Origin of the sequence: Streptomyces sp. P9-2B-2, assembly GCF_030406865.1 — a bacterium.
GTDB classification, from domain to species: domain Bacteria; phylum Actinomycetota; class Actinomycetes; order Streptomycetales; family Streptomycetaceae; genus Streptomyces; species Streptomyces platensis.
On the sequence record NZ_CP129126.1, the window covers coordinates 2,840,887 to 2,865,119 of the forward strand.

Genomic DNA, 24,233 nt, shown 5'->3' on the forward strand with positions numbered 1-24,233 from the left:
CTGTGCTCCTATCCTCTGACCACGACGAGAGGGGCACCCGATGGCCGGACTGCGCTTGGGGCCGCTGCTGCGGTATGTCGACGCGGACAGCGCGACAGTATGGGTGGAGACCGACCGGCCGTGCGTGGTGCACGTTCACTGCGACGACGGGACGGCCGCCGCGGAGCACACCTGGCAGGTCGCCGGGCACCACTACGCGCTGGTCCCGGTGACCGGTCTGGCGCCCGGCAGCGAGACGCCCTACCGGGTCCTGCTGGAAGACCCGGGGGCACCGGCCGGCGGTAGCCGGGAGGAGGTCTGGCCGCTGCCCGGCAGCCGCTTCCCCGCGAGCACGATCCGTACCCTCCCCTCCTCCGCACAGGAGCCCCTGCACTTCGCCTTCGGCTCCTGCCGCTGGTCCGCGACGCCCTCGAACGCGGGGCACGACCCGGTCGGCCCGGACGCCCTGGACACCCTCGCCGCCACCCTGGCCGCCGGTTCCGGACGGCAGCGCCCCGACGTGCTGCTCCTGCTGGGCGACCAGGTCTACGCCGACCAGACCTCCGAGGCGACCGCGCAGGCGCTGGCCGCCCGCCGCGACCTCACCGAGCCGCCCTGGAAGCAGGTCGCCGACTACGAGGAATACACCTACCTCTACTACGAGTCCTGGCTCGACCCGGAGGTCCGCTGGCTGCTGTCCACGGTCCCCAGCTGCATGATCTTCGACGATCACGATGTGATCGACGACTGGAACACCTCGGCGTCCTGGCTGGCCCGTATGCGCGCGACCCCGTGGTGGCGCGAGCGGATACTCGGCGGCCTGATGTCGTACTGGGTCCACCAGCATCTGGGCAATCTCTCACCCGCTGAACTGGCCGCCGACGAGCTGTACGCGCAGGTCCGGGCGGTGCCGGACGCGACGGAGCTGGTGCGGGAGTTCGCGGCCGGGGCGGACAACGATCCGGCGCACGCGCGCTGGAGCTACCGGCGCGACTTCGGCCGGGTGCGCCTGGTCATGATCGACACCCGGGCCACCCGGGTCCTGGACGAGGGCCACCGCGCGATGCTCGACAAGACCGAGGGCGAATGGCTGCGGCAGGCGGTGCTGGACGGGCGCGGCGGCTACGACCATCTGCTGCTCGGCAGTTCGCTGCCCTGGCTCCTGCCGCATCTCATCCACGCCGGGGAGGGCTGGAACGCCGCGCTGTGCGCCGGTGAACGCGGCCCCCGCTGGGCCCGCCGCAGCGAGCTGCTGCGCCAGCGCGCCGACTTGGAGCACTGGGCGGCCTTCCCCGGCTCGTTCACCGCGCTCACCGAGCTGATCGGCGAGGCCGCCTCCGGTCCCGATGCCCCGGCGACGGTCTGCGTACTGTCCGGGGATGTGCACCACGCCTATGTGGCGGAGCCGCACTGGCGCGGCGCCGGTCCGCACCCCACGAGCCGGGTGCTTCAGCTGACCTGCTCCCCCGTCCACAACAGCATCCCCGGCTCGCTCCAGGCCGGTTTCCGCTTCGGCTGGAGCCGGTCCGGCCGCTGGCTGGGCAAGCTGCTGGCCCGGCACGGGCGGCTGCCCCGCCCGGCGGTGAAGTGGCGGCGCACCGGCGGCCCCTGGTTCGGCAATCAGCTGATGACGCTGACGCTGGCGGGCCGTGCGGCGCGGCTGGCCCTGGACCAGACCCGCCGGGAGAAGCGGGGCGGCGTCCGGCTCGTCACGGTCTGGCGCGCTGCGCTGACCGATACACATGGGGGCGGGTAATCCGGTGTCACGGGCGGTCCGGCGGCGGGCACCGATCGGCCGAAGTCCGGATGAGGCGGGCGTTCCGCCGTCCGTGACGCTCCGTCCGTACGGAGGCCTGGTGTGCGACCTGCGAATCCGCCGCGTTAATTTGCCCACTCGTCTCCTCCGCAGGCGGCCCGGGCAGTGATGATGGGGCGCACGTCTGCTCGTCGCCCGCACTTCCCGGGCGGCCGCGCCCCCCGCCCGGCCGTCCACCGCCCCAGGGAGAGCCCCTTTTGGCCGCCGACCACTTCGCCGACCACCGCCCCCGGCCCGCCCTCGCGCTCGTCGGCGCCGGGCCGCGCGGGACGAGCGTGCTGGAGCGGATCTGCGCCTCGGCCGCCGAACTGACCCCGGGCTCCCGGCTGACCGTCCATGTCATCGATCCCGCCCCGCCCGGCGCCGGCCAGGTGTGGCGCACCGCTCAGCCGCCCGAGCTCCTGATGAACACCGTGGCCTCGCAGGTCACCCTGTTCACCGATGACAGCGTGGCGTGCGCCGGCCCGATACGGACCGGGCCGAGCCTGTACGACTGGGAGGGGTGCGAGGTCGGCCCGGACGACTATCCGGGGCGCGCGCTGTACGGGCGCTATCTGGAGTGGTTCTTCCGACGCACGGTGCGCACCGCGCCCGCAGGGGTGCGGGTGGTGACGCACCCGGCCCGCGCGGTGCGGCTGGCCGAGGCCCCCGACGGCTCGCAGTCCCTCACCCTCGACAACGGCCGGACGCTGCACGGTCTGGGGGCGGTGGTCCTCGCCCAGGGCCATCTGCCGGCCGTCGCCGACGCGGAGCAGCGGCGGCTGGCCGACTACGCCGCCGGGCACGGGCTGCACTATCTGCCGCCTGCCAATCCCGCCGATCTCTCCGCCGCCCTGGAGGCGCTGGCGCCGGGCCGCCCGGTACTGCTGCGCGGACTCGGCCTCAACTTCTTCGATCACATGGCGCTGCTGACGACGGTCCGGGGCGGCCGGTTCGTCCGCGGCACCGACGGGGCGCTGACGTATCTGCCGTCCGGCCGCGAACCCCGGCTGTACGCGGGCTCCCGGCGCGGCGTTCCGTACCACGCGCGCGGTGACAACGCGAAGGGCGCGCACGGCCGTCATCTGCCGCTGCTGCTCACCGAGGACGTGATAGCGGCCTTCCGCAAGCGCGCGGACTCCGGTGAGCTGCCCGACTTCCTGGCGGAGGTCTGGCCCCTGGTGGCCAAGGAGGTGGAGACCGTCTACTACGAGGCGCTGCTGGCGCGGCGGGACGCGGACGGGGTGCCGGACCCCCTCTTCCAGGAGCGCTTCCGGCGGCGCTTCCTGGGCAGCGCGCACCGCAGCCCCGAAGAGGCCGCCACCCTGGACGCGTTCGGGATCGCGCCGGGCGAGCGCTGGGACTGGGACCGGGTCTCCCGGCCGCACGCGGAGCGGTCGTTCGCCGGCCGCGCCGCCTTCCGGGAGTGGCTGCTGGACCATCTGCGGGCGGACATCACCCACGCCCGCCAGGACAATGTGGCCGGCCCGGTCAAGGCGGCCCTGGACGTGCTGCGGGATCTGCGCAACGAGTTGCGGCAGATCGTCGACCACGGCGGGCTGGCCGGTGCGTCGCGCCGCGACCACCTGGACCGCTGGTACACCCCGCTGAACGCCTTCCTCTCCATCGGGCCGCCGCGGCGCCGGATTGAGGAGATGGCCGCGCTGATCGAGGCCGGGGTGCTGGAGGTGGTCGGGCCCCGGATGACGGTCCGGCCCGGCTCAGCGGACGGCCGCGAGCCCGGTTTCACGGCGCACTCGCCGGACGTGCCGGGCTCGACGGTCACGGCGACGGCCCTGGTCGAGGCGCGGCTGCCGGAGCCGGATGTCCGGTGTACCGCGGACCCGCTGCTGGCCCGGCTGCTGGCCGAGGGCGGCGGCCGCCCGCACACCGTGGACGGCTACGAGAGCGGCGGGCTCGATGTGTCGCCGAGCCCGTACCACCTCATCGGGGCCGACGGGCGGTGCCATCCGCGGCGGTTCGCGGTCGGGGTGCCGACGGAGGGGGTGCACTGGGTGACGGCGGCCGGGGCGCGCCCCGGGGTGGGGTCGGTCACGTTGGCGGATACGGATGCGGTGGCGCGGGCGGCGCTGCGGGCGGCGGTCGGGGACGCGGACCCGGCCGCGGGGGGCGCCATGAGTGCGGGCGTGACCTCGGCTACCGGCGTGGCGTCGGCGGCAGGAGTGGTTTCGGGGCAGGTTCGGCCGCTTCCGGCCAAAGATCTCATATGGCCAGAGGTTGAACTTGCAAGTACAGATTAGGTGTCCCTAACCTGTGCCCTTCACGGTTACGCCGTCCCCAGAAACCGTAGGAGTCCCCACATGTCCGCACCGCTCACCTCGTTCACCCAGAGATCCACGCCGCACGCGCTCGCGCTCTTCCGCATCGTCATCGGCCTGCTCTTCGCCTGCCACGGCGCGTCCTCGCTCTTCGGTGTCCTCGGCGGCGCCATGGGCCAGGGCGGCACCGTCCCGGCCGGCAGCTGGCCGGGCTGGTACGCCGCCGTGATCCAGCTGGCCGGCGGCCTCCTGGTGATGTTCGGCCTGGGTACCCGCGCCGCCGCGTTCATCAGCTCCGGCTCGATGGCGTACGCGTACTTCTCCACGCACCAGGGTTCGGGACTGTTCCCGATACAGAACGGCGGCGAGCCCTCCGCGCTGTACTGCTGGGCGTTCCTGCTGATCTTCTTCACCGGCCCCGGCGCCTGGGCCCTCGACCGGGTCTTCTTCGGCGACCGCGGAGCGGAGGCGGCCCCGACCGCTCAGCGGGAGCCCTCCACCGTCTGACGCCCCACGCTTCGGCGGACCCCGGCCCGCCCCTCACGGCCCGTACGGCAGCTCTGCCGTACGGGCCGTGCCGCGTCCGGAGGCGGCCCACGGTCCACGGGCGGGACACGCCGGGCGCTCCCGAGGCGGTCCATTCCATCCCTTACGGGGCATGCCACGTGTCCCGGGCGTCGCACACACAATGCCGCTTCCCACGCATCCCACCCCCACTCTTTCGGCCACCGCGGCCAGGCGTACGCTGTATGGCTGCAGAGCCGCCCCTGCCGCACCGAGCGACGTCGCGGCGGGGTTCGGACCGGGAGAAGGACGTTGCTGGAAAGCCTGGGGTCCCTCAGCGGCACCCCTTGGGTGTACGTGATCGTCAGCGTCTCGATCGTTCTCGACGTCTTCGTCCCGATCCTGCCCAGCGGGGTCCTGGTGATCGCCGCGGCCACTACGGCGGCCGGGACCGGCACGGCGGCGGACGCGGTCGGCGGCGCCGACGTCACCGCCACCGTCCACAGCGGTGCGCACCTGGCCGAAATGCTGTCCCTGATGTTGTGCGCGGCCACCGCCTCCGTGCTCGGCGACATGGTCGCCTACCGGCTCGCCCGGCGCGGCGGCGACCGCTTCGACCGCGCCATCGGCCGCTCCCGCCGACTGGCCACGGCCCAGGAACGCCTCGGTACGGCGCTGACGCGGGGCGGCGGCGGCATCGTCGTGCTGGCCCGCTTCGCCCCCGCCGGACGCTCCGTGGTCAGCCTGGGCGCCGGTGTCGCGCACCGTACGGTCCGCGAGTTCCTCCCGTGGTCCGCGCTGGCCGGCTTCGTCTGGGCGACCTACAGCGTGAGCCTCGGCTACTTCGGCGGGCAGTGGCTCGGCACCTCCTGGATGAGTACGGCCCTCTCCGTCGTCGCCCTCTTCGCCGCCGGATCGGCCGCCGCCTTCCTGATGCGCCGCCCGGAGCGCCGCACCGCGCACTGACGGGGCGGTGGCGGACGCCGACGGCCGGTGGCCGGCGGCGGGGCGGAAATCCCTTGGCCGTGCGCCGGCGCCCGGTGCGACGATGACCGGCATGAGCGGCATCCACGCATCCCACGGCTCGCACGGGGCCAGTGACCGCGGCACCGGGGGCCCGACCGGGGACCCCGCCACCTGGCACCCCCGCCCCGAGACCGCCGCGGACACCGCGGCCGTCCGCCGGATCCACCTCGCCGCCTTCGGGACGGCCGGGGAGGCCGATCTCGTCGACGCGCTGCGCCGCGACCGGTCGGCCTGGCTGCCGGGCCTGTCCTATGTGGCCGACGCGCCGGACGGCACCCCGGCCGCCCATGCCCTGCTGACCCGCTGTCATATCGACGAGGTGCCCGCCGTGGCGCTCGCGCCGTGTGCGGTGCTGCCCGCGTACCAGCAGCGCGGGGCGGGCGAGGCGGTGATCCGCGCGCTCCTGGAGGCGGCGCGGGCCGCCGGGGAGCGGACCGCGATCGTGCTCGGCCACCCGCCGTATTACCCGCGCTTCGGGTTCGCCCCGGCCGCCCCCCGGTTCGGTATTCTGCCGCCGCAGCCCTGGCCGGACGAGGCCTTCATGGCGCTGTCCCTGGACGGCTCCACACCCCCGCGCGGCACGGTGCGCTACGCCCGGGCCTTCGGCATCGACTGACCTCGAACCCGGTGCCGCCCGCCCCAGGTCCGGTGGGCGGCCGAGCGCGGCCCCAATACGGAGTAAAGTCAACGGTCCCACCACCCCGCCCACCGTCCCGCGAGCGCAGCACCGCTCCCCCGGCGCCGGACCGGCGCCGCTCCAAGGGCGGCACCCCTGGGAGGGCTCCCACCACACACACGAGGCACTCTTCGGTGAACCACCCGCCGGTCGTCGAATGGACCGAGGCCGACCAGCCCCGCTCCGCCCGTTGGCGCTCCGAGAACGGCGCCCCGCCGCCGCGCCGTATCGTCCTCGCGGACGACCGGACCAAGGCCGACGACGCCTACCGGCTCGCCTGTGAGGGCACCGCGCTGTTGTGGCGCGGCGACTTCCACAACGCCCGTCAGCTGCTGACGGCGATGGCCCGCCGGATCGACCGGCGCCCCCGTAAGACGCCGCCCGCCGATGTCACCCAGGCGTTCCATCTGCACCGGGCCGCGCAGAATCACCGTGCCCGCATCCTGGGCATGCTGCTGGTCCCCCTGGACGCGACCTTCGCCGTCCCGCTGCACCGCGCCCCGGATGTCCGCGAGGCCTGCGTCCGGGCGTACGGCCCCGTCGAGCCCGCCGGCGCGGAGGCGTCCGGCACCACGGAGAGCGCGGACCCGACCGCCACCCTCGTCTCGCTGCGTGAACTCCTCGCCCTGATCGGCGCCAACGAATGGCGCAAGAAGGGCGTCGAGATCCCGGCACTCGGCGGCGACCGCATCCATCCGCACTACGGCGTCTTCTCCCCGGCCCGCGGTGAATACGTCGACCTGGTGGCCGAGGCACCGCTGCCCACCGAGGAGCTGGCGTTCGACATCGGCACCGGCACCGGCGTGCTGGCCTCGGTGCTCGCCCGGCGCGGCGTGCGCCGGATCGTGGCCACCGACCAGGATCCGCGGGCGCTGGCCTGCGCCCGCGAGAACACCGAACGCCTGGGTGTCGCCGGGCAGGTGGAGGTCACCGAGGCCGATCTGTTCCCGGCCGGCCGCGCCCCCCTGGTCGTCTGCAACCCCCCATGGGTGCCCGCGAAACCGACCTCCCCCGTGGAGTACGCGGTGTACGACCCGGGCAACCGCATGCTGCACGGCTTCCTGAACGGCCTCGCGGACCATCTGACACCGGACGGCGAGGGCTGGCTGGTCCTCTCCGACCTGGCGGAGCACCTCGGCCTGCGTCCGCACACCGAACTCCTCGACGCCTTCACCGAGGCCGGCCTCACGGTCCTGGGCCGGCTCGACGTCACCCCGCGCCATCCGCGCGCCCGGGACACCTCCGACCCGCTCCACGTGGCCCGCGCCGCCGAGATCACGTCCCTGTGGCGCCTGGGCCTCGCGGACCGGACCGCCTCCGCCTCCTGACCTGCGGCCGTACGGTCAGGCCCGCAGTCCCGCACAGGCATTGCGTACATAGCGGCGCCAGTCCCCCGCGTCGTGGCGGATCACCGCCGCCAGCCCGCACACGATCATCACCACATCACCGACCTCGGCATCCGCGCGCACCGTGCCCTCCTCCTTGGCACGGGCGAGCAGCTGGGCCGCGACCGTCTCGGCCCGGTCCCGCCCCTCGCCGGTCGGTTCGGTGGACCCGAAGGCCGCCTCGATCGAGGCGGACAGCCCGCGTTCGGCGCTGAGCACCTCCCCGATGTGCGCGAGATACGCGGCCAGCCCGTCGGCGGCCGCCGCGCTCGGCAGACAGCTGCTGCGCCCGAACTCGACGATCTCCGCCTGGCGTTGCTCCCCCACGGCGGCGATCAGCGCCGCCCGGCTGGGGAAGTGCCGGTAGACGGTCCCGATTCCCACCCCCGCGGCCCGGGCGACCTCGGGCATCTGCGCCTCGTCGCCGCGCGCGCGGAACACCTCCCGCGCGGCGTCCAGGACACGGGTGCGGTTGCGCTCGGCGTCGGCACGCGGTCTGCGCGCGGGCGTGGAGGAGGTCGAAGAGGGTGCCACACGGCCGATGCTACTGCTAGGCTCGTAAAACGGAATCGGATTCCGATTCCATATCGTCGCCACACCGGCCGCCGCCCAGGTGGCCCGGACCGCCCGGCAGACAGCCGACGGCCGACAGCCCGGAGAGGATCCGCGATCACCATGCCCAAGGAACGCTTTCTCGTACTTCAGCCCGGCGAACGGCGGCCGGGGCGCGTCCCCCTGCCGCCCGGATGCGACGTCAAGGCCCGCACCGCCGACACGGAGGGCCGGCTCGCCATCCTGGAGAACCAGCTCGACGTCGACATCCCCCCGCACATCCACCACCACGCCGATGAGTTCGTCTACGTCCTCGACGGCGCGATGGAGGTCGACGTCGACGGCACCACCCACCGCCTCACCCCCGGCATGTGCGCCCTGCTGCCGCACGGCATACCGCACGCCCTGCGCAACGCCTCCCAGCCGCCCGCCCGGTGTCTACAGATCTCGGCACCGGGCGGCTGGGAGGAGTTCGTGGAGGACCTGTGCGAAGCCGGCCCGGCCATAAGGAAGGGCGGCCAGCCCGACCTCGACCGCCTCAACGAGATCGGCGCCAAGTACGGGATGGAGTACCACGGCTGAGAAACGGGGCGGCGGGCGCGAGCCGTAGGAGCGGAGTGCGGCGGCGAGCGAGGGGTAGCACCGCCGCCGCCGACGCGGCCGGCCCGGCGCCGGGCCGCCGAACGGGAGCGCCTCCGGCCGCTGCGCCGCCGATCGGGCACGATGGAGGCACCATGGATCCCCGGCACCTCTTCTCCCGCGCCCGTCAGCTGGCCGAGTCCGCGACTCCCGCCCGGCGGCGGCTGCTCGGCATCACCGGCCCGCCCGGTGCCGGTAAGTCCACCCTCGCCGCCCATGTGGTGGCGGAGCTGGCCGGGCAGGCGGCGCTCGTCCCGATGGACGGCTTCCACCTGGCCGAGGCGGAGTTGCGCCGCCTGGGCCGTACGGACCGCAAGGGCGCGCCGGACACCTTCGATCCGGCCGGTTACGCGGCGCTGCTGGCGCGGCTGCGCGCACCGGAGCCGGACAGCGCCGTCTACGCCCCGGCGTTCGACCGCCGTATCGAGGAGCCGGTCGCCGGCAGCATCCCCGTGGCACCGCACATCCCGCTCATCGTGACCGAGGGCAATTACCTCCTCCTCGACTCCGCCCCCTGGTCGCGGGTCCGGGCACTGCTCGACGAGGTCTGGTACGTGGACCTGGACACCCCGGAGCGGGTCCGGCGACTGGTCGACCGCCATGAGCACTTCGGGCGTCCGCGCGCCGACGCCGAGCGGTTCGTGCACGCCTCGGACGAGGCCAACGCCCGGGTGGTGGCGGCCACGCGCGACCGCGCCGACCTCGTCATCACCTTCACACCTGAAGAGGCCCCGCCGCCGGCAGGCTCATAACCTCCCGCCGCCGCCCGCCGGCGAGCAGCCCGGCCACCGACAGCGCACCCCACCCCACGGACACCGCCAGCGCCGCCAGCTTCCGGTCGCGGCCGGGCAGCGTCGCACCGAGCAGAACGGCGTCCCCGAAGTCGGCCGCGATCCGCACATACGCGGCCGTGCGCAGCGCCGGGCCCTCCGGGGCCATTGCCAGCGCCAGCCCGCTCACCGCATCCCGCCAGGCCAGCGGACGCAGCGAGGTGCGCGTCGCCCGCCCGGTCCGCCCCTCCGCATCGACCAGCCCCGAGGGCCGTGCCAGCAGAGCGGGCACCGCGGTCACCGCCGCCCCGTAGACCGCCGTGGCAACCCCGACCGCACGCAACAGACCGACCTTCATCCGCCGTCCACCTTTCCTCGCCCATCGACCACACGAGCCTCATCCCACCCATCCGCCCCCTCAACTCCATTCCGCGGCAAGCCCCTTCCCAAACGACATCAGCGGTGTCATCATGACATCACAAGTGTCATTGAGGGGGATGTCGATGAAGAGGTCGACACGGACGCCGATGAGGACGTCAGTGGGGACGCCAACGGGGACGCCGAAGGGCATGAGGGGGCTGCGGTGAGGGATACCGAGGGGGAGGGCGCCGGGGAGCCGGCCGCCACCGAAGATCTGCTGTACGACGTCATCCGACGCCTGTGGCCCCTGCACCGCACGGTCGTGCGCGCGGTGGAGCGCGAGCTCGCCGACACGGGCATGACCGCCGGCGAACACGCACTGCTGGACGCCCTGCGCACCGAAGGCCCCCGCACCGTCCCGCAGTTGGCGCGTTCGATGGGGCTCGACCGCCAACCGGTGCAGCGCTGGGTGAACCACGCCGCGGAGCTGGGCCTGGTCGTCACGGCCCCGAACCCCGCCCACCGTCGCTCCCCCCTGATCCGACTCACGAACGAAGGCACGGCGGCGATACGCGGGGTCCAGCAGTTCGAGGCGACGGAGCTGCGACAGCGGCTCGCCGACCTGCCCGCCGAGGACGTCCGCACCACGCTGCACGTACTCGACCGACTCGGCGAGGAATTCCGGCACCTGGCGAACGGCTCGCGCGTTCAACGGGAGGAAACCGACAGTCAGGGCAGTCGGGACAGTCGTCGCAGTGAAGGCAGTAACAGCAGCAACCGCAATAACGGCAGCCCTGAAGGCCACGACGACAGACCCGCCCCGCCCCCTCTCATGCACAAAGGACGGTCAGGAGAATGACCCAGAGAATCACCGCCTGGTCCGAGATCGACAACGGCATCGTGCCGGTCGACGAGGGCGAGCTGTTCTACGAGACGGCCGGCTCGGGCCCCGCGGTGGTGCTGCTGCACGGCGGCATGCTCGACCAGCACATGTGGGACGAGCAGTTCACCTGGCTGGTCAACTCCGGCCTGCGCGCGATCCGTTACGACGCCCGAGGCCATGGCCTGTCCTCCACCGTGACCGGCGACTTCGCCCACCACGACGACCTGTGTGCCCTGCTCGACGCACTCGATGTCCCCAGCGCCGTCCTCGTCGGCCTTTCCCACGGCGCGCGGGTCGCGCTGGACACCGCCCTCGCCCACCCCGGCCGGGTGACGGCCCTCGCGCTCGCCTCCCCGGGAATCAGCGGCCGCGCCTTCACCGACCCCTTCGTCCTGGCGCACATCAAGGAGCAGGTGGCCGCGATCGGCGCACCGGACGGCGCGGAGCGGTATGTCGAACACTTCCTGCGGATATGGGTGGACGGGCCGCATCGTGAGCCGTCCGCGGTGCACCCGGGATTCCGCGAACGGATGCGTGCCTCGGCCGAGGCCAATGTGGAGGTCCATGCCGACGGGATGGGCGCCGGCATGCCTCTCGAAGTCGGCGCCGCCGACCGCCTCGGGGAGATCCGGGTGCCGACGGTCGTATTCGACGGCGATCTCGACAGCCGGGACATCTCCGCGAACGCCCATGCGATAGCCCTGACCGTCCCGGGCGCCCGAAGGGTCCGAATACCGGGTGCGGCCCATATGGTCAACCTGGAGAACACCCCGCTCTTCGACCACGAACTGCACGCGTTCCTCTCGTCGTTGGACTACTGACTCACCGCGACCGGGCCGCCTACCGCGACCGGCCCCCTGTGACCGGCCCGCCGCGGGCCGTGCCCCCGCCGGTGGCGGAAAACCCCCACACACCTCGCGCCGCGCGGGTGGCGGCTAGAGTGGCCGGGCCGTGGTGTTCGGGAATCCGGTGACGGACCATTGAGGTCCCAGCCCGGAGCGGCCCTCGCCACTGTGATCGGGGAGTTTCCACCCCTTCCGCGGGCGCCTGGCGCGCCCGCGGCGCCACTGACCGCAGCCCGCGGCCGGGAAGGCGGGGGCGGACGCGGACACCCTCCTCCAAGCTCTAAAGGAGCAGGGTGGTACCCCCAAGCCAGGAGACCGGCCACGGCATCTCACGAACTGATCCACGAGGTGCTGGAGCGTGACCGCCCGGATGGCCCTGTCCACCGATACCCCGAACTCCCCTGCCCCCGCCACGTTCCGCTGGCGCCGGCAGGACACCGTCCGTACTGCGGGCCTGATGGCCGTCATAGCCGGGCTGCATATCGTGGCCTTCGGCGTGCTCTTCCTGCTCGTGGTCCCGAACCACTACGCCGTCGGAAGCCAGGCCTTCGGCGTCGGGCTCGGCATCACCGCGTACACCCTCGGTATGCGGCATGCCTTCGACGCCGACCACATCGCCGCGATCGACAACACCACCCGCAAGCTGATGGCCGACGGCAAGCGGCCGGTGTCGGTCGGCTTCTGGTTCGCCCTCGGCCACTCCAGCGTGGTCGTGGCGATGGCAGCCCTGGTGGCCGGCGGCGCCCAGCTCGCCGGCACACTGCTCAACGACGAGTCCCGTACGCACCAGATCCTGGGCACCGTCGGCACCACGGTCTCGGGCACGTTCCTCTACCTCATCGCCGCCCTCAACCTCATCGCGCTGGCCGGGATCTGGCGGGTCTTCCGAGGGATGCGCGACGGCCACTACGACGAGGCCGAGCTGGAGCAGCGCCTCGACGCGCGCGGCTTCATGAACCGCTTCCTCGGGCGGTTCACCCGCTCCATCTCCCGTCCCGGCCAGATGTTCCCGCTCGGCTTCCTCTTCGGGCTCGGCTTCGACACCGCGACCGAGGTGACCCTGATGGTGATGGCGGGCAGCGGTGCGGCGGCGGGCCTGCCCTGGTACGCGATCCTGTGTCTGCCGCTGCTGTTCGCTGCCGGAATGAGCCTGTTCGACACCCTGGACGGCACCTTCATGAACTTCGCCTACCAGTGGGCGTTCGCCAACCCGGTGCGCAAGGTCTACTACAACCTCACCATCACCGGTCTGTCGATCGCCGTCGCCTTCTTCATCGGCACCATCGAGCTGGTGACCGTGCTGCACGACAAGCTCGGCCTCAACGACGCGCTGACCGGCTGGATTTCCGGCCTCGACCTCGACAATGTCGGCTTCGTCATCGTCGGCCTTTTCGTGGTGGTGTGGGCCGCAGCCCTGGCGTACTGGCGTCTGGCCGGCGTCGAAAAGCGCTGGGCGGCGCGAGCCGAGCGAGCAGAGTCGCCGGAGCAGGCCGCTCCGGGTACCTGAGGAACGGCGGCCCGGTGCGGGCTCGCGCGCACCGGCCGCGCCCTCCCGGGGGCCCGAGCCGGCCCGGCGCCCTCCACCGCCCGAGCCGCCCCCGTCCCTCGCCCGCCCGAGCCGGTCCCGCGCCTCAGGTCGCTGAGCCCGCCGCGGCACCCGTCTCCCGGTCCGGCCCCCACTGCTCCAGCGCCGCCGCCAGATCGAGGGGCAGCAGCCGGTCCGGCTGGTCCGGGCCCGGCCAGTCCTCCCGCGGGACCCGCCACATCACCTCGAACTCGTTGCCGTCCGGGTCCTTGGCGTACAGCGATTTGGCGACGAGGTGATCGGTCGATCCCACCAGGGCGCCGCGCTCGACGAGCCGGGTGCGGGCCGCGACGAGTTCGCGGAGCGTGCCGACCTCCCAGGCCAGGTGGTACAGCCCGACCCGCCCGGCCTCGGGCCCGGGCGCGTCCGGGGCCACCGCGAACAGCCCCAGATCGTGATCATTGAGCGAGCCGGGAGCGCTGAGGAACGCGGCCCGCCCCGGTATCTCGACATCCACCGTCAGCCCGAGGGCCTCGGTGTAGAACGCCACCGACCGTGTCACATCGCGGACGTTGAGCACCGCGTGGTTCAGACGTCGTACGGACATGGAACCTGTTCTCCGATCTCCCGGCCGCGACACCGCCGTGGCGCCGCCGCCCTCCCCTGCTTCTGCTCTACCCCGCACACCCCGCCGCTGCCCAGGGCCTGCCGGCCGGTATCCGGTCGGCAGACGTCCCGTCCCTAGCGCACCTCCGGCGCACACGAGACGAGGCGGCCATCTCCGGGGGCTCGCCCCGGCATCACTTCCGTACCAGCAGCACCCCGCCCGCCAGCACCGCACCCAGCACCAGCGCGATCACGCCGTGGACCGTCCGATGGGAGCGCAGAACCGGCAGCAGACGGTCTACGGCGTAGCGACCGGGCCCGGTCAGCGCCAGGGCCGCCGCACCGGCGGTCAGCAGCAGCTCGTACTCCACGCCCTTGGGCACGAAGAAGCCGCCGCCCCACTTCACCGCAAGGGCATTGATCATCGTGCCGACGACCGCGGCCGCGGCCAGCGGCGTGAGCAGCCCGACCGCCAGCCCGAGCCCGCCGAGCGTCTCGCTCAGCCCGGCGACGACGGCCATCATCCGGCCCGCCGGATAGCCGCTCATCGTGAAGAACTGCCCGGTCCCGTCCAGCCCCGGCCCGCCGAACCAGCCGAACAGCTTCTGGGCGCCGTGGGCCGCCATGGTCAGTCCGAGCGCGAGGCGCAGCAGAAGGAGCCCAGTGTCGTAGCCGGCCGGAGAGGGGGCGTGGCGGGTGGGGATGTCGAGGCGGGAGGACGCGAGAGTGCCGAGGGGGGACGTCATCAGGAGCCGCTCTTTCGCAGGTCGGGACCGGCCCCGCGAGGCCGCGAACAATTACTTGAAACTTCAAGTCACTGTTCCGACGATACACAGCACCCCCACGGCGAACAACAGCGCCTGCGGCGGGCCTGAGGCCCTCACCTCCCGCCCGCCGCACGTCCTCCCTGCTCAGAGCGGGAGGGGCGGATCCGGTGCGGCTGTCGAGGACGGCCCGAGGAAGGCGGCGATCGCCGGGCCGAAGTACGACCGCGCCACCGCGGGCCGCGGATTGACGGCGGTGGCCGTCCGCTGCGGCCCCAGCACGGCGCCGACCGCCAGCTTGGCGGCGTGGATCGCCGCCGGCGGCTGCTCGGCGATGGCAGCGGTGAGCCGGCCGGTGCGGTCGGTGAGTTGCGCCTCGGGCACCTGGTGATCGGCCAGTCCGAGCGCCACCGCCGTGCGGGCGTCGACCAGCCGGCCGGTGTAGAGCAACTCCCGGGCCACGGACGGTCCGGCCAGGGCCACCATGCGGGCGGCGAAGGCGGGGCTGGCGAGGATGCCGAGCCGGGCGATCGGCATCCCGATCCGGGCGGAATCCGCCATCAGCCGCAGGTCGCAGGCGAGGGCGAGCTGGCATCCCGCTCCGGCGGCGACCCCGCGGATCTCGGCGATCACCGGGACGGGGCAGTTCTCGATCGCGGAGAACGCCTCTTCCATGTGCGCGAAGGACTCCTCGACGTAGCCGGGTTCCGCGTCCACCCAGTCGGTCATGTCGGAGCCCGCGCAGAACGTGTCCCCGTGCCCGCGGATCACCAGCACCCGCAGCGACCGGCAGGCGCCGAGTTCCCCGACCTGCCGGGCCAGCCGCGCCCAGGCCTCGCCGGGGAGGGCGTTGCGCCGGCTGCCGTCACCGATCCGGATCTCGGCGACCGCCCCGGACCGGACCGTCGCGATGCTGACGTCGGGGGCGGGTACGGCGGTCATTTCGCGGCCTTTCGCGCACACAGGTCGGACCACTTCTGCGGGTCGACACCCATGGCGGTCAGCACCTGTGCGGTGTGCTCCCCGTGCCGCGGTGGCGGTGTGCGCACGGTCGCGGGGTGGTCGGACAGCTTGATGGGCGAGGCGAGGGTGCGCAGGGTGCCGGCGTCGGGGTGGTCGAGTTCGGTGACCATGCCGCGCGCGACGACCTGGGGGTGCCGCAGGGCCTCGTCGACGGTGTTGATCGGCCCGACGGGTATCTCCGCCTCGGTCAGCAGCACGGCCCATTCCTTGGCACCACGGGCACCCAGCGCGCGCTCGATGAGCGGGAGCAGCTCCTCGCGATGGCGGACCCGGTCCGGGTTGGTCGCGAAGCGTGGGTCGTCAGCGAGTGCGGCGAGCCCGATCGCGGTGGCGAAGCGGCGCCACAGCCCGTCGTTTCCGGCAGCGACCATGAGGTGACCGTCGGCGGTGGGAAACGCCTGGTAGGGCACGATCGTGGGATGGGCCGAACCGTAGCGCTGCGGGACGCTGCCGGAGGCGAAGTACCCACCGGCGACATAACTCAGCCAGGCCACCTGGCCGTCCAGCAGCGACACATCGACCCAGTCGCCGGTGCCGGTGTGCTCGCGGTTGCGGAGGGCGGCGAGAATGCCGATGGCGGCCCACATCCCGGCGGCCAGGTCGGCCGGCGACACCCCGAAGCGCACGGGCGGCCCGGTGGGTTCGCCGGTCACGCTCATGACGCCGCTGACCGCCTGCGCGATCGCGTCGTAGCCGGGCTCGTTCCGGTACGGCCCGGTCTGCCCGTAGCCGCTGACCGAGGCGTACACCACGGCCGGATTCCGTTCGCGGACCTCCTGGTAGCCCAGGCCGAGGCGGGCCGCCGTACCGGGCCGGAAGTTCTCCACGACGACATCGGCGGTGGTGGCCAACTCCCGTATCAGGCGCAGGCAGTCGGGGTCCTTGAGGTCGACGGCGATACCGCGCTTGTTGCGGTTGACGCTGTGGAAGTACGCCGCGTCCTCGCCCTGGAAGGGCGGCCCCCAGGCACGGGTGTCATCGCCGGAGACGGTGTCCTCGACCTTGATCACATCAGCGCCCAGGTCGGCCAGCACCATGGTGCAGAACGGCCCCGACAGGATGCGGGACAGATCGAGGACCTTCAGACCGGTGAGGGCTCCGTCGTGAACGAGCCAGGGCTTGGGCTGTGGTGTGGTGCGCATTGCGGTGTCACGCCTCTGTTCCAGTGGGTTTCGCCGGGCGGCCGGACGTCAGGCGCCCAGTTCGAGCAGGAGCTCCATGCAGATGGCGGTGGCGTCGAGGAAGTAGTCGACGCGCAGGTTCTCGTTGGGCGCGTGGTTGGCCTGGTCGGCGTTGGCCAGCGGCAGGCCGATGCTGGGCACGCCGAGGATCCCGGTGAAGATCCAGTCGGGAAGCGTGCCGCCATAGGCGGGGATCAGCAGCGGGTCACGCCCGGTCACCCGGGAGATGGCACGCGCCACCCTGGGCGTATGGGGGTTGTCGATCGAGGTCCGGGACGCCGGTACGCCACCGGCCATGGTGACCGTCACCTCGGGGGCATGGGCCCGCAGATGTGCGGCCACCCGCTCGAAGACGGTCTGCGGATCCTGGCCCGCCGTCAGCCGGATGTCGACGCCCGCCTCCGCGGTGTCGGGGATGATCGTCCGGTCCACATCCCCCGTGGTGATCCCGTTGATCGTGAGCGTGGGACGGTCGGCCAGCCGCTCGTAGAAGGACAGTCCGTTGAACGCGGGGTCCATCTCGGTGAGTCCGATTTCCCCGAGGACTTCCTGGAGGTCGAGCGGGAGGGCGGCGAACGCGGCGCGGTCAGCGTCGGACAGCGGTTCCCGGCCGTCGTCGAAGCCCTCGACGAGGACCCGGCCGCTGGTGTCCTTGAGACTGGCCAGCGCCTGCACCAGCTGCCATGCCGGGTTGGGCGCGACATTGCCGAAGTTGCCGGAATGCAGCGGACGGCTCGCACCGGTCGCGCCGATCCGGAGCTGGAGCATGCCGCGGACCCCGTGCGAGACACACCATTCACCGGACTCGTGCACCGAACGGTCGCTCCAGACCACGAGATCGCAGTCGAACAGCTCCTTGTGCGCGCGCAGGGTGTCCGCCAGTGTGGGGCTGCCGATCTCCTCCTCGCCGTCGAGCAGCACCGTGACCGTGCAGGGGAGCGCGCCGAGGTGCTCGTCGAACAGGCGCAGCGCCTGCAGATGCGCATAGTGCTGCCCCTTGTTGTCACCGGTGCCGCGCCCCCAGATCCGCCCGTCCCGCAGGACAGGTGTGAAGGGTTCGGAGTCCCACTTCTCGCGTGGCCCGGCCGGCTGGACGTCGTAGTGGCCGTAGAGCAGGACGTGCGGCGCTCCCTCCGGCCCCGCACGGTGGCCGACCACCAGTGGCCGGCCCTTGCCGACGAGCACCGACGGAGTCAGACCGGCCCGCTTGACCTCTTCGACGGCGACATCGGTCGCGGCGGGGAACCCCTCGCCGGTCGCGCTCACACTGGGCTGGCTGACGTACTCCATCAGTCCGGCGATGAGTTCGTCCTGGCGGTCCTGCACGAGTTCTCGCGGCGTGGCGGGGAGTTGGGCGCGGATCGTGGAAGCGTCCGTCATCGTTGACCTCGTTCTTTCCTGGGCACTGTCGGGCGTGGCGCCCGTCAGGCGGGGTTCGTCGGGCGGTGCGGAGTGCGGCCGGTGCGTCAGCGCAGGGCGAGGAAGCGGCGGCTGGCCAGCAGAGAGGCGATGCTCAGGACGCCGGCCACCATGATGTAGAAGCTGGGCGAGAGGTGGCTGCCGGTGGCGGCGATCATCCAGGTGATGATCACGGGCGCGAAGCCGCCGAAGGACATCACGCCGATGTTGTAGCTGAGGGACAGACCGGTGCCGCGGGTCGCGGTCGGGAAGGCCTCGGACATCAAGGCGGGCAGCGCACCGAAGTAGCAAGCCTTCAAGATGCCGAGGATGAGCATCACCGCGCCCATCACCAGCAGCGACGGGCTGCCGGACAGCAACAGGAACAGCGGGTAGATGCTGAGGATCATTGCGGTCCCGGCAATGAGCATGACCTTGATGCGGCCGACCCGGTCCGAGAGATGACCGATCAGGGGAGTGACGGTCGTCAGTGCCACGCCGGACACCGCCGCCCCGATGAAGCCGGCGGAGGACGGCAGACCGAGGACCTCGTGTGCGTAGGTCGGCATGTAGACGATCACGTAGGTCACCGCGGTGGACATCACCAGTGCGCCGACCATGAGGAGCACCGGCAGCTTCTGGGTCCGGAGTACTTGGCGGACCGGGGTCGTCTCGGCCTCTCCCGCTTCGGCGGTGCCGACGAACTCGGTGGTCTCCGGGACATGGCGGCGGATCATGTACCCCACCGGGCCGATCAGCAGGCCGACGAAGAACGGAATGCGCCAGCCCCAGGAATCCAGCTGCGCTCCCGAGAGGCTCAGACTCAGTACGGTGCCGAAGGTCGCAGCGAGCAGTGTCGCCAGGCCCTGCGAGGCGAACTGCCAACTCGCCATGAATCCCCGCCGGTCGGCGGACTGTTCGGCCAGAAATGCCGTCGCGCTGCCGAACTCACCACCCGCCGAGAAGCCTTGGAGCAGACGGGCCAGCAGAATCAGTAGCGGTGCGGCAATGCCGATGGATTCATAGGTGGGCATCACGGCGATCAGCAAAGTGCCGATCATCATGAGCCGAATGGTGATCAGCAGCGCGGCCTTCCGCCCGGTGCGGTCCGCGTACGTTCCCAGGACCAGTGCGCCCAACGGCCTGATCAGATATGAGACCCCGAACGTGCCGAAGGCGAGCATCAGGGACACCGTCGGATCACTGGTGGGGAAGAATGCCCTGGAGATCGAGGCCGCAAAGAATCCGTACGAGGTCAGGTCGTACCATTCGAGTGTGTTCCCAGCCGTGGCCGCGAGCACGGCACGCCTGGCCCGACTCTTGGTGACGGGCTTCTCGACATTCATCTGACCTGTCTCTCTAGCGGTCGTCATGAGTGTTACTCCCTCGGGTCGAGCAGGCGAACTGTCGCGCGGGGTGGCACCGCCCTATGGGCGCGTCCGAAGCGGAAGAGATGGATCCGTGGACTCGTTGAGCGATGACGCTAGAGGCACCGGATCGTTCGCACAATCGCAACTTCTAGAACACCTGATTGCCCAAAAGGCAACGGCCGCGTGAACGCCCTCACACTGCGGGAAGGTCCGCCCACCGCGTGATCCCGCCGGGGTCGACACGGATACCGTGCCGGGCGGACAGGGCGGTGACGATGGCGTTCCCACGGCCGTGTTCCGCCGGGTACCGGCCGTCGGCGGGCCGGGGTACGGACCCGGCGGGACCCGCGTCGGTGACCTCGATCCGCAGCGCACGAGGCCCCTCGGCCACCGTCCGCGACACCTGTAGCACGGCCGGAGGGAGCGCATGCGTGACCGCGTTGGTGACCAGTTCCGAGATCACCAGGACCGCGTCCTCAATGGCGGCGGCAGGCAGATTCCAGCCGGTCAGTACGGTCTGCGCGCGTCGGCGCACCAGGCCTACGGCCTCCGGGATGTGCGGCAGCGGAAAGAGAAATTCCGCGTCCCGCCGCGGCGTCGCATGCGAGCCGGAGTATTCAATGGGGGCTGTCGCATTCATCGTTTTCCCCTGCCTCGGCTGCCTGCGGGGAGGATGCACACCTGAGCGGCTAAGGGTCCCTGGGCCGACCGCTGATCGATGAATTCGCCGTATGCGGGGGCGCTTTTCGTCTTACGGTCCGCCCGGCCGGGTGAGCCCGCAGGGCATATGACGAAGGTAGGCACCGCCCGACCATTCACGCAATCGCAATTTATAGAACAAATCGTTGCCCAGAAGACAATGCCGCCATAAGCTGAAGGCATGCTGAACAGTCCGGCTCTTGAGTACTTCCTCGAAGTTGTCCGCACCGGCTCGGTCAACGAGGCGTCCAGGCGACTGCTGGTCGCAGGCTCGGCCATCAGCCGGCAGATCGGCAAACTCGAGCAGGAAATCGGGGTGCCGCTCTTCGAGCGCCGCCCGCGCGGAATGGTGCCGAGCGAAGCGGGCACCCTCCTCGCCGCTTATGCGCGCCGCGCCGCACTGGAAACCGATCAGGTACTCGCGGAAATCCGCGGCCGCGGCCGGCTGGGGACCATTGTCCGGGTGGCCAGTTCACATGGTGCCGCGCAGGAGTTCCTCCCGTCCGCCATGGCCTCCTTCCGTAAGGACCATCCGGGCACCACGTTCCATCTGCCCGTGGTAGCCCCCTCATTGGCCACGCAAATGGTCCAGGACGGCTCGGTCGACCTGGCCGTCACCTTCAGCCTGGCCCCCGCTCCCGACGTCCGCGTCATACACGCCCAGCGGGCCCCGATCCAGGCCCTGGTCCGATCCGACCACCCCCTCGCCTCGCGCAACGAGATCCACCTGCACGAGCTCCTCCCCTATCCGGTCGCACTCACCGAAGAAGGCACCACGAACCGGCGCCTCTTCGACCTCTGCTGCTCGATCGAGGGAATCGCCTTCGAACCCCTGCTGGTCAGCTCCAGCTCCAGCGTCCTGTCGGCCTTCGTCAAAGAGGCCAACGCCGTATCGCTGATCGGCCACATCAGTGTCCATGAACGTCTGCGCGTCGAGGGCCTGAAGTCCATCACCATCCTCAACCCGGAAATGCACCTCCGCACCATCCAGATCCAGGCCATGGCCGGCCGCCAACTCCCGGCGGTGGTGACCGAGTTCGCCGACCACCTCATCCATCAACTAGGAGAAACAGAGGTGTAGCAACAGCAACCGCGCCGCGCCCGTCTCTCCCCCGCACCCCGCACCGGGGTTTCCCTCGCACACCCGAACCGGCCCATCCCCCTCCACTTGACGGCTGTTCGACACCCCTCCGCGGGCTCTCCGTTACGTGACCGGCAATGGGTGGGCACAAAAGGTTCTTAGTCTCCCTCTCCTGACAAACGCACAGAATCTCGGCCCCGCGCACCCGGCGGAGACAGTTCGCGTTGTCACCGGCATCCTCCGATTGACTCAAAGAGCCTTGGAGCCCCGCATGTTGATGCAGTTACCGTCTCGCCGTAACAGCTTCCGCTCAGCCGCAACCGCCGCAGTGGCCGCCCTCGCGGTGCTTGCCCCCGCCGCCGGAGCCCTTGCGGCCACCGGAGCACCGCACCCCGCGGCGTCCGACAGCAGACCCCCAGGCCACCCCGAGGGGGGCGGCCAGTATGTCCGTACGGTGAAGCTCGCCGACGGCGTCTCCATCGGAAAGATCTACAAGCTCGGTGATCACCACCACCGCGTGGAAGGCTTCGCCAACGGCTCCTCGTTCGGCTCCATCGAGGCCGGCCCGGCCGCCCCCTACGCCGCGGGCAACCTCAACGGGCTGATCACCGCACTGGACAACAACGGCAACGTCGTCTCCTGGATCCAGCGGACCTCTCAGGGCAGCGGGCCGCACACCGAGAAGCTCGCCGACGGCGAAACGGTCGCCAAGGTGACCAAGCTCGGCGCCCAGCACCACAAGGCCGCGTTCTCGCGCGGCGGGCGCATGCTCGGCTCCGTGGTAGCCCACGGCGCCACCACACCGTACGGGGTCACCCGGATCGGCAAGCTGTGGATCGTGCTGGACCTCGACGGCGGCATCGCCTCCTACGTGGGCCGGCCGATCCCGACCGGGGCGTAGGGCGCCGGCCCGTCAGCCGCCCCATGGCCACGGTGCCGTCAGTCGTGACCATGCACGTGCCGATCACGACTGAGGGGTGGATCCGGCAGGTGCAGCGGGACGACAGCGGTACGGCCGTGACTCGGCGGAGGCGCTCCGACAGGCAGCGGCTTATCGGCGCTCTGCCCCCACGGTGAAAAATGATCAAGGCCCAGGAATCCGAATTCCTCTCGGATGACCTGGGCCTTTGTCGTTTCACACAAGGAGTGGGCACAACAGGATTCGAACCTGTGACATCTGCTTTGTAAGAGCAGCGCTCTACCGCTGAGCTATGCGCCCTTGCCGAGCCGACAGACTACCTTGCCTCCGGGGCTGAACTGCAAACCAGTGCTCGAAGGGCGAACTTACCGGCCGGTGTGTTCGTTTCCGGTGAGTGGGAGAATGAGATTCGGTCCTGGGGCGATCCGATTCGGGAGAGGGAAGTGACGGCGACAGACACTCAGCCGCATGAGCAGCGAGAACGCCGTCGCGCCCGTGGGGGCCCGGTCCGGGATGTGGTGGCGCTCATGTTGCTGCCGTTGCCGCTGGTGGTGGCGATGGCGCCGTGGTCGTTCGCGGGTGGCGGGACCCGTCGCTGGTTCGGGCGGGGGGAAGGCCAGCGGGCCGATGCGCAGGCCGCGAAGGATGCCGCGGCGGCGTCGTTCTACGAGCTGGACACCGCGCACCGGGATCTGCGGATCTCCATAGAGACGATCACCGCCGTCGACACCTCGCCGCCCGCGCGGAGGGCGGCAGAGGAGTACGAGGGCTTCGGCCGGCGGATCGACGAGGTGAGTCAGGGGTACATCACCGCGGTCGACTCCCACGATCTGGACCGGGACGACCTCGACGGCGCCGCGATGGCGCGGGCGCGGGCCGATCTGACCCGTGCCAAGCAGGAGCTGGACCGGGTCAAGGGCGAGCTGGACCGGTTCGCGCAAGGGCTGGGGCCGCTGCTTCAGTCCGCCGAGACGCAGCTGGCGCGGCTGGCGCCGGCCGTGGAGCGGGCCCGGCAGGCGCTGCTGGCGGCGAGCAATGCGCTGGACGCGGTCCGTGCGCAGGGTCTGAAGGCCGATGATCTCGCGGCCCGGCTGGCGGCGCTCGGGCCGGAGCTGACCAAGCTCAATCAGGGCGCCGGGCAGCATGGCGTACAGGAGACGATCCGGCGCGCCGACGATGTGCTGCGCCAGGCCGAGGGCGTACGGACCGAGGCCGAGCGGCTGCCGGGAAAGGCTGCGGAGATCGACAAGCGGCTGGTGTCGCTGCGGACCCGGGCGCAGGCGATCACGACGCGTGCCGGGAAGGTCGACCCGGTCCTCAGCGAGCTGCGGCGGCGGTACAGCGCGGCGTGCTGGCAGGACCTCCAGCAGGTGCCGGAGCAGGCCGCGCAGTCCGTCCAGCAGGCCGAGGTCAAACTGCGGGAGGCGCAGCAGGCGCGGGACGAGCAGCGCTGGGCGGATGCCACGAGCCGGTTGGCGACCGTACGCGCCCTGCTGGACACCACCGATGAGGCGGTCTCGGCGGCCGGTGACCGGCTACAGCGGCTGGATGCGGTCTCGTTCGACCGGCAGAAGGAGGTCGAGCGGACCCGCTTCGCCGTACGGGACGCGCAGCGGCTGGCGATGAGCGGGCGCAGCACCCCTGATCCGCGGCATGCCGGTCCCCTGGACGATGCGGTGGCGCGGCTGGACCGTGCGGTCGCGGGCCTGGAGGGGCGCCATCCGGACTGGTGGCACTTTCTGCTGGAGACCGAGGCGGTACGGGAGACGGCGGCCCGGGTGGTGCAGGAGATCCGGGACGCCAGGGGCGGGGCCGGCGGCTGAAACTCCGGGTCCGGCCTCGGGGTGGGACCTTGCCGGGTCCGGTGTGCGAGCTTGTGCCGCCGGGCCGGAAGCCCAGCGGGCCAGGAGGGCGGCTCTGTGCTGCCTCGCCACCGGGCGCGATGGCGTGAACTGCCACCCGGGCGGATCCTGA

At 71.6% G+C, this 24,233-nt stretch carries 23 protein-coding genes, 1 tRNA gene and 1 riboswitch; of the genes, 14 read left to right on the forward strand and 10 right to left on the reverse strand.

All coding sequences use genetic code 11. The annotated features are described in order from the left end of the window. Positions 1–40 precede the first annotated feature (40 nt). The 6 genes from QT196_RS12380 to QT196_RS12405 all read left to right on the forward strand — a co-directional run bounded on the left by QT196_RS12380 (position 41) and on the right by QT196_RS12405 (position 7,587). Positions 41–1,735, forward strand: a complete 1,695-nt coding sequence (locus QT196_RS12380; RefSeq protein ID WP_290354898.1) for an alkaline phosphatase D family protein — start codon at positions 41–43, stop codon at positions 1,733–1,735. 257 nt (positions 1,736–1,992) lie between these two features. Further along, positions 1,993–4,035 carry an FAD/NAD(P)-binding protein gene (locus QT196_RS12385; protein WP_290354899.1) on the forward strand — a complete coding sequence of 681 codons (2,043 nt, stop codon included), beginning with the start codon at positions 1,993–1,995 and terminating at the stop codon, positions 4,033–4,035. A 60-nt stretch (positions 4,036–4,095) separates the two neighbouring features. After that, positions 4,096–4,560: a DoxX family protein gene (locus tag QT196_RS12390; protein ID WP_290354900.1), complete on the forward strand. Its 465-nt coding sequence runs from the start codon at positions 4,096–4,098 to the stop codon at positions 4,558–4,560. Between the two features lie 309 nt (positions 4,561–4,869). Continuing rightward, positions 4,870–5,523 carry a VTT domain-containing protein gene (locus QT196_RS12395; RefSeq protein ID WP_290354901.1) on the forward strand — a complete coding sequence of 218 codons (654 nt, stop codon included), beginning with the start codon at positions 4,870–4,872 and terminating at the stop codon, positions 5,521–5,523. A 91-nt stretch (positions 5,524–5,614) separates the two neighbouring features. Then, entirely contained in the window at positions 5,615–6,199 is a 585-nt protein-coding gene (locus QT196_RS12400) for an N-acetyltransferase (protein ID WP_356948467.1), read from the forward strand. Between the two features lie 194 nt (positions 6,200–6,393). Beyond that, positions 6,394–7,587 carry a class I SAM-dependent methyltransferase gene (locus tag QT196_RS12405; RefSeq protein WP_290354902.1) on the forward strand — a complete coding sequence of 398 codons (1,194 nt, stop codon included), beginning with the start codon at positions 6,394–6,396 and terminating at the stop codon, positions 7,585–7,587. A 15-nt stretch (positions 7,588–7,602) separates the two neighbouring features. On the opposite strand, the gene QT196_RS12410 is transcribed toward QT196_RS12405, so the two are convergent. Next, positions 7,603–8,178, reverse strand: a complete 576-nt coding sequence (locus QT196_RS12410; protein WP_290354903.1) for a TetR/AcrR family transcriptional regulator — start codon at positions 8,176–8,178, stop codon at positions 7,603–7,605. A 141-nt stretch (positions 8,179–8,319) separates the two neighbouring features. Between QT196_RS12410 and QT196_RS12415 the strand changes: the two genes are divergently transcribed. Further along, complete coding sequence (locus QT196_RS12415) at positions 8,320–8,778, forward strand: cupin domain-containing protein (protein ID WP_290354904.1); 459 nt, start codon at positions 8,320–8,322, stop codon at positions 8,776–8,778. Positions 8,779–8,930: 152 nt separating this feature from the next. Next, positions 8,931–9,587 (forward strand): nucleoside/nucleotide kinase family protein, encoded by a 657-nt coding sequence (locus QT196_RS12420; protein WP_190840807.1) that lies wholly within the window; start codon positions 8,931–8,933, stop codon positions 9,585–9,587. Here QT196_RS12420 and QT196_RS12425 read toward each other — a convergent pair. Beyond that, the gene (locus QT196_RS12425; protein WP_168478920.1) at positions 9,550–9,963 is read right to left on the reverse strand and encodes a hypothetical protein; all 414 of its coding nucleotides are present in this window, start codon (positions 9,961–9,963) and stop codon (positions 9,550–9,552) included. The genes QT196_RS12420 and QT196_RS12425 overlap by 38 nt on opposite strands. A 225-nt stretch (positions 9,964–10,188) precedes the next feature. On the opposite strand from QT196_RS12425, the gene QT196_RS12430 reads away from it, so the two are divergent. From QT196_RS12430 to QT196_RS12440, 3 genes are all read left to right on the forward strand, one after another. After that, positions 10,189–10,824 (forward strand): MarR family transcriptional regulator, encoded by a 636-nt coding sequence (locus QT196_RS12430; protein ID WP_168478921.1) that lies wholly within the window; start codon positions 10,189–10,191, stop codon positions 10,822–10,824. Next, complete coding sequence (locus tag QT196_RS12435; protein WP_266730708.1) at positions 10,821–11,669, forward strand: alpha/beta hydrolase; 849 nt, start codon at positions 10,821–10,823, stop codon at positions 11,667–11,669. The genes QT196_RS12430 and QT196_RS12435 overlap by 4 nt, the downstream gene beginning before the upstream one ends. A 114-nt stretch (positions 11,670–11,783) precedes the next feature. After that, a riboswitch (cobalamin riboswitch) is annotated at positions 11,784–12,032 on the forward strand. Between the two features lie 19 nt (positions 12,033–12,051). Beyond that, entirely contained in the window at positions 12,052–13,200 is a 1,149-nt protein-coding gene (locus QT196_RS12440; protein WP_290354905.1) for a HoxN/HupN/NixA family nickel/cobalt transporter, read from the forward strand. 124 nt (positions 13,201–13,324) lie between these two features. Here QT196_RS12440 and QT196_RS12445 read toward each other — a convergent pair whose 3' ends face one another. The 7 genes from QT196_RS12445 to QT196_RS12475 form a co-directional block, all read right to left on the reverse strand. Beyond that, a complete protein-coding gene (locus QT196_RS12445; protein ID WP_085928497.1) occupies positions 13,325–13,825 on the reverse strand; it encodes a VOC family protein in 501 nt (166 codons plus the stop codon). 193 nt (positions 13,826–14,018) lie between these two features. Then, positions 14,019–14,570, reverse strand: a complete 552-nt coding sequence (locus QT196_RS12450) for a DoxX family protein (protein ID WP_290354906.1) — start codon at positions 14,568–14,570, stop codon at positions 14,019–14,021. Positions 14,571–14,735: 165 nt separating this feature from the next. Continuing rightward, the gene (locus tag QT196_RS12455; protein WP_266730717.1) at positions 14,736–15,530 is read right to left on the reverse strand and encodes an enoyl-CoA hydratase/isomerase family protein; all 795 of its coding nucleotides are present in this window, start codon (positions 15,528–15,530) and stop codon (positions 14,736–14,738) included. Further along, positions 15,527–16,753, reverse strand: coding sequence for a CoA transferase (locus QT196_RS12460; protein ID WP_168478926.1), 1,227 nt, complete (start codon positions 16,751–16,753; stop codon positions 15,527–15,529). The genes QT196_RS12455 and QT196_RS12460 overlap by 4 nt, the downstream gene beginning before the upstream one ends. Before the next feature lie 48 nt (positions 16,754–16,801). After that, entirely contained in the window at positions 16,802–18,172 is a 1,371-nt protein-coding gene (locus QT196_RS12465; protein ID WP_168478927.1) for a M20/M25/M40 family metallo-hydrolase, read from the reverse strand. Positions 18,173–18,258: 86 nt separating this feature from the next. Then, positions 18,259–19,563 (reverse strand): MFS transporter, encoded by a 1,305-nt coding sequence (locus QT196_RS12470; RefSeq protein ID WP_290354907.1) that lies wholly within the window; start codon positions 19,561–19,563, stop codon positions 18,259–18,261. Positions 19,564–19,753: 190 nt separating this feature from the next. Further along, on the reverse strand, positions 19,754–20,200 hold the full coding sequence (locus QT196_RS12475; protein ID WP_290354908.1) for an ATP-binding protein: 447 nt from the start codon (positions 20,198–20,200) through the stop codon (positions 19,754–19,756). Positions 20,201–20,440: 240 nt separating this feature from the next. Here QT196_RS12475 and QT196_RS12480 point away from each other — a divergent pair, with 240 nt between their 5' ends. Together QT196_RS12480 and QT196_RS12485 are read left to right on the forward strand one after the other, a co-directional pair. Beyond that, positions 20,441–21,340 (forward strand): LysR family transcriptional regulator, encoded by a 900-nt coding sequence (locus QT196_RS12480; RefSeq protein ID WP_168478929.1) that lies wholly within the window; start codon positions 20,441–20,443, stop codon positions 21,338–21,340. 271 nt (positions 21,341–21,611) lie between these two features. Then, the gene (locus tag QT196_RS12485) at positions 21,612–22,241 is read left to right on the forward strand and encodes a hypothetical protein (RefSeq protein WP_168478930.1); all 630 of its coding nucleotides are present in this window, start codon (positions 21,612–21,614) and stop codon (positions 22,239–22,241) included. A 246-nt stretch (positions 22,242–22,487) separates the two neighbouring features. Here QT196_RS12485 and QT196_RS12490 read toward each other — a convergent pair. Beyond that, a tRNA-Val gene (locus QT196_RS12490) sits at positions 22,488–22,559 on the reverse strand. Positions 22,560–22,702: 143 nt separating this feature from the next. On the opposite strand from QT196_RS12490, the gene QT196_RS12495 reads away from it, so the two are divergent. Further along, complete coding sequence (locus tag QT196_RS12495; protein WP_356948468.1) at positions 22,703–24,082, forward strand: hypothetical protein; 1,380 nt, start codon at positions 22,703–22,705, stop codon at positions 24,080–24,082. The last annotated feature ends 151 nt before the right edge of the window (positions 24,083–24,233 follow it).

What these genes read in the sequence shown, in the direction of transcription:
- QT196_RS12380 (WP_290354898.1), top strand. Translation starts at nt 41, where the DNA reads ATGGCCGGACTGCGCTTGGGGCCGCTGCTGCGGTATGTCGACGCGGAC.
- QT196_RS12390 (WP_290354900.1), top strand. Translation starts at nt 4,096, where the DNA reads ATGTCCGCACCGCTCACCTCGTTCACCCAGAGATCCACGCCGCACGCG.
- QT196_RS12400 (WP_356948467.1), top strand. Translation starts at nt 5,615, where the DNA reads ATGAGCGGCATCCACGCATCCCACGGCTCGCACGGGGCCAGTGACCGC.
- QT196_RS12415 (WP_290354904.1), top strand. Translation starts at nt 8,320, where the DNA reads ATGCCCAAGGAACGCTTTCTCGTACTTCAGCCCGGCGAACGGCGGCCG.
- QT196_RS12420 (WP_190840807.1), top strand. Translation starts at nt 8,931, where the DNA reads ATGGATCCCCGGCACCTCTTCTCCCGCGCCCGTCAGCTGGCCGAGTCC.
- QT196_RS12425 (WP_168478920.1), bottom strand. Translation starts at nt 9,963, where the DNA reads ATGAAGGTCGGTCTGTTGCGTGCGGTCGGGGTTGCCACGGCGGTCTAC.
- QT196_RS12435 (WP_266730708.1), top strand. Translation starts at nt 10,821, where the DNA reads ATGACCCAGAGAATCACCGCCTGGTCCGAGATCGACAACGGCATCGTG.
- QT196_RS12445 (WP_085928497.1), bottom strand. Translation starts at nt 13,825, where the DNA reads ATGTCCGTACGACGTCTGAACCACGCGGTGCTCAACGTCCGCGATGTG.
- QT196_RS12450 (WP_290354906.1), bottom strand. Translation starts at nt 14,570, where the DNA reads ATGACGTCCCCCCTCGGCACTCTCGCGTCCTCCCGCCTCGACATCCCC.
- QT196_RS12455 (WP_266730717.1), bottom strand. Translation starts at nt 15,530, where the DNA reads ATGACCGCCGTACCCGCCCCCGACGTCAGCATCGCGACGGTCCGGTCC.
- QT196_RS12460 (WP_168478926.1), bottom strand. Translation starts at nt 16,753, where the DNA reads ATGCGCACCACACCACAGCCCAAGCCCTGGCTCGTTCACGACGGAGCC.
- QT196_RS12465 (WP_168478927.1), bottom strand. Translation starts at nt 18,172, where the DNA reads ATGACGGACGCTTCCACGATCCGCGCCCAACTCCCCGCCACGCCGCGA.
- QT196_RS12470 (WP_290354907.1), bottom strand. Translation starts at nt 19,563, where the DNA reads ATGACGACCGCTAGAGAGACAGGTCAGATGAATGTCGAGAAGCCCGTC.
- QT196_RS12475 (WP_290354908.1), bottom strand. Translation starts at nt 20,200, where the DNA reads ATGAATGCGACAGCCCCCATTGAATACTCCGGCTCGCATGCGACGCCG.
- QT196_RS12480 (WP_168478929.1), top strand. Translation starts at nt 20,441, where the DNA reads ATGCTGAACAGTCCGGCTCTTGAGTACTTCCTCGAAGTTGTCCGCACC.
- QT196_RS12485 (WP_168478930.1), top strand. Translation starts at nt 21,612, where the DNA reads ATGTTGATGCAGTTACCGTCTCGCCGTAACAGCTTCCGCTCAGCCGCA.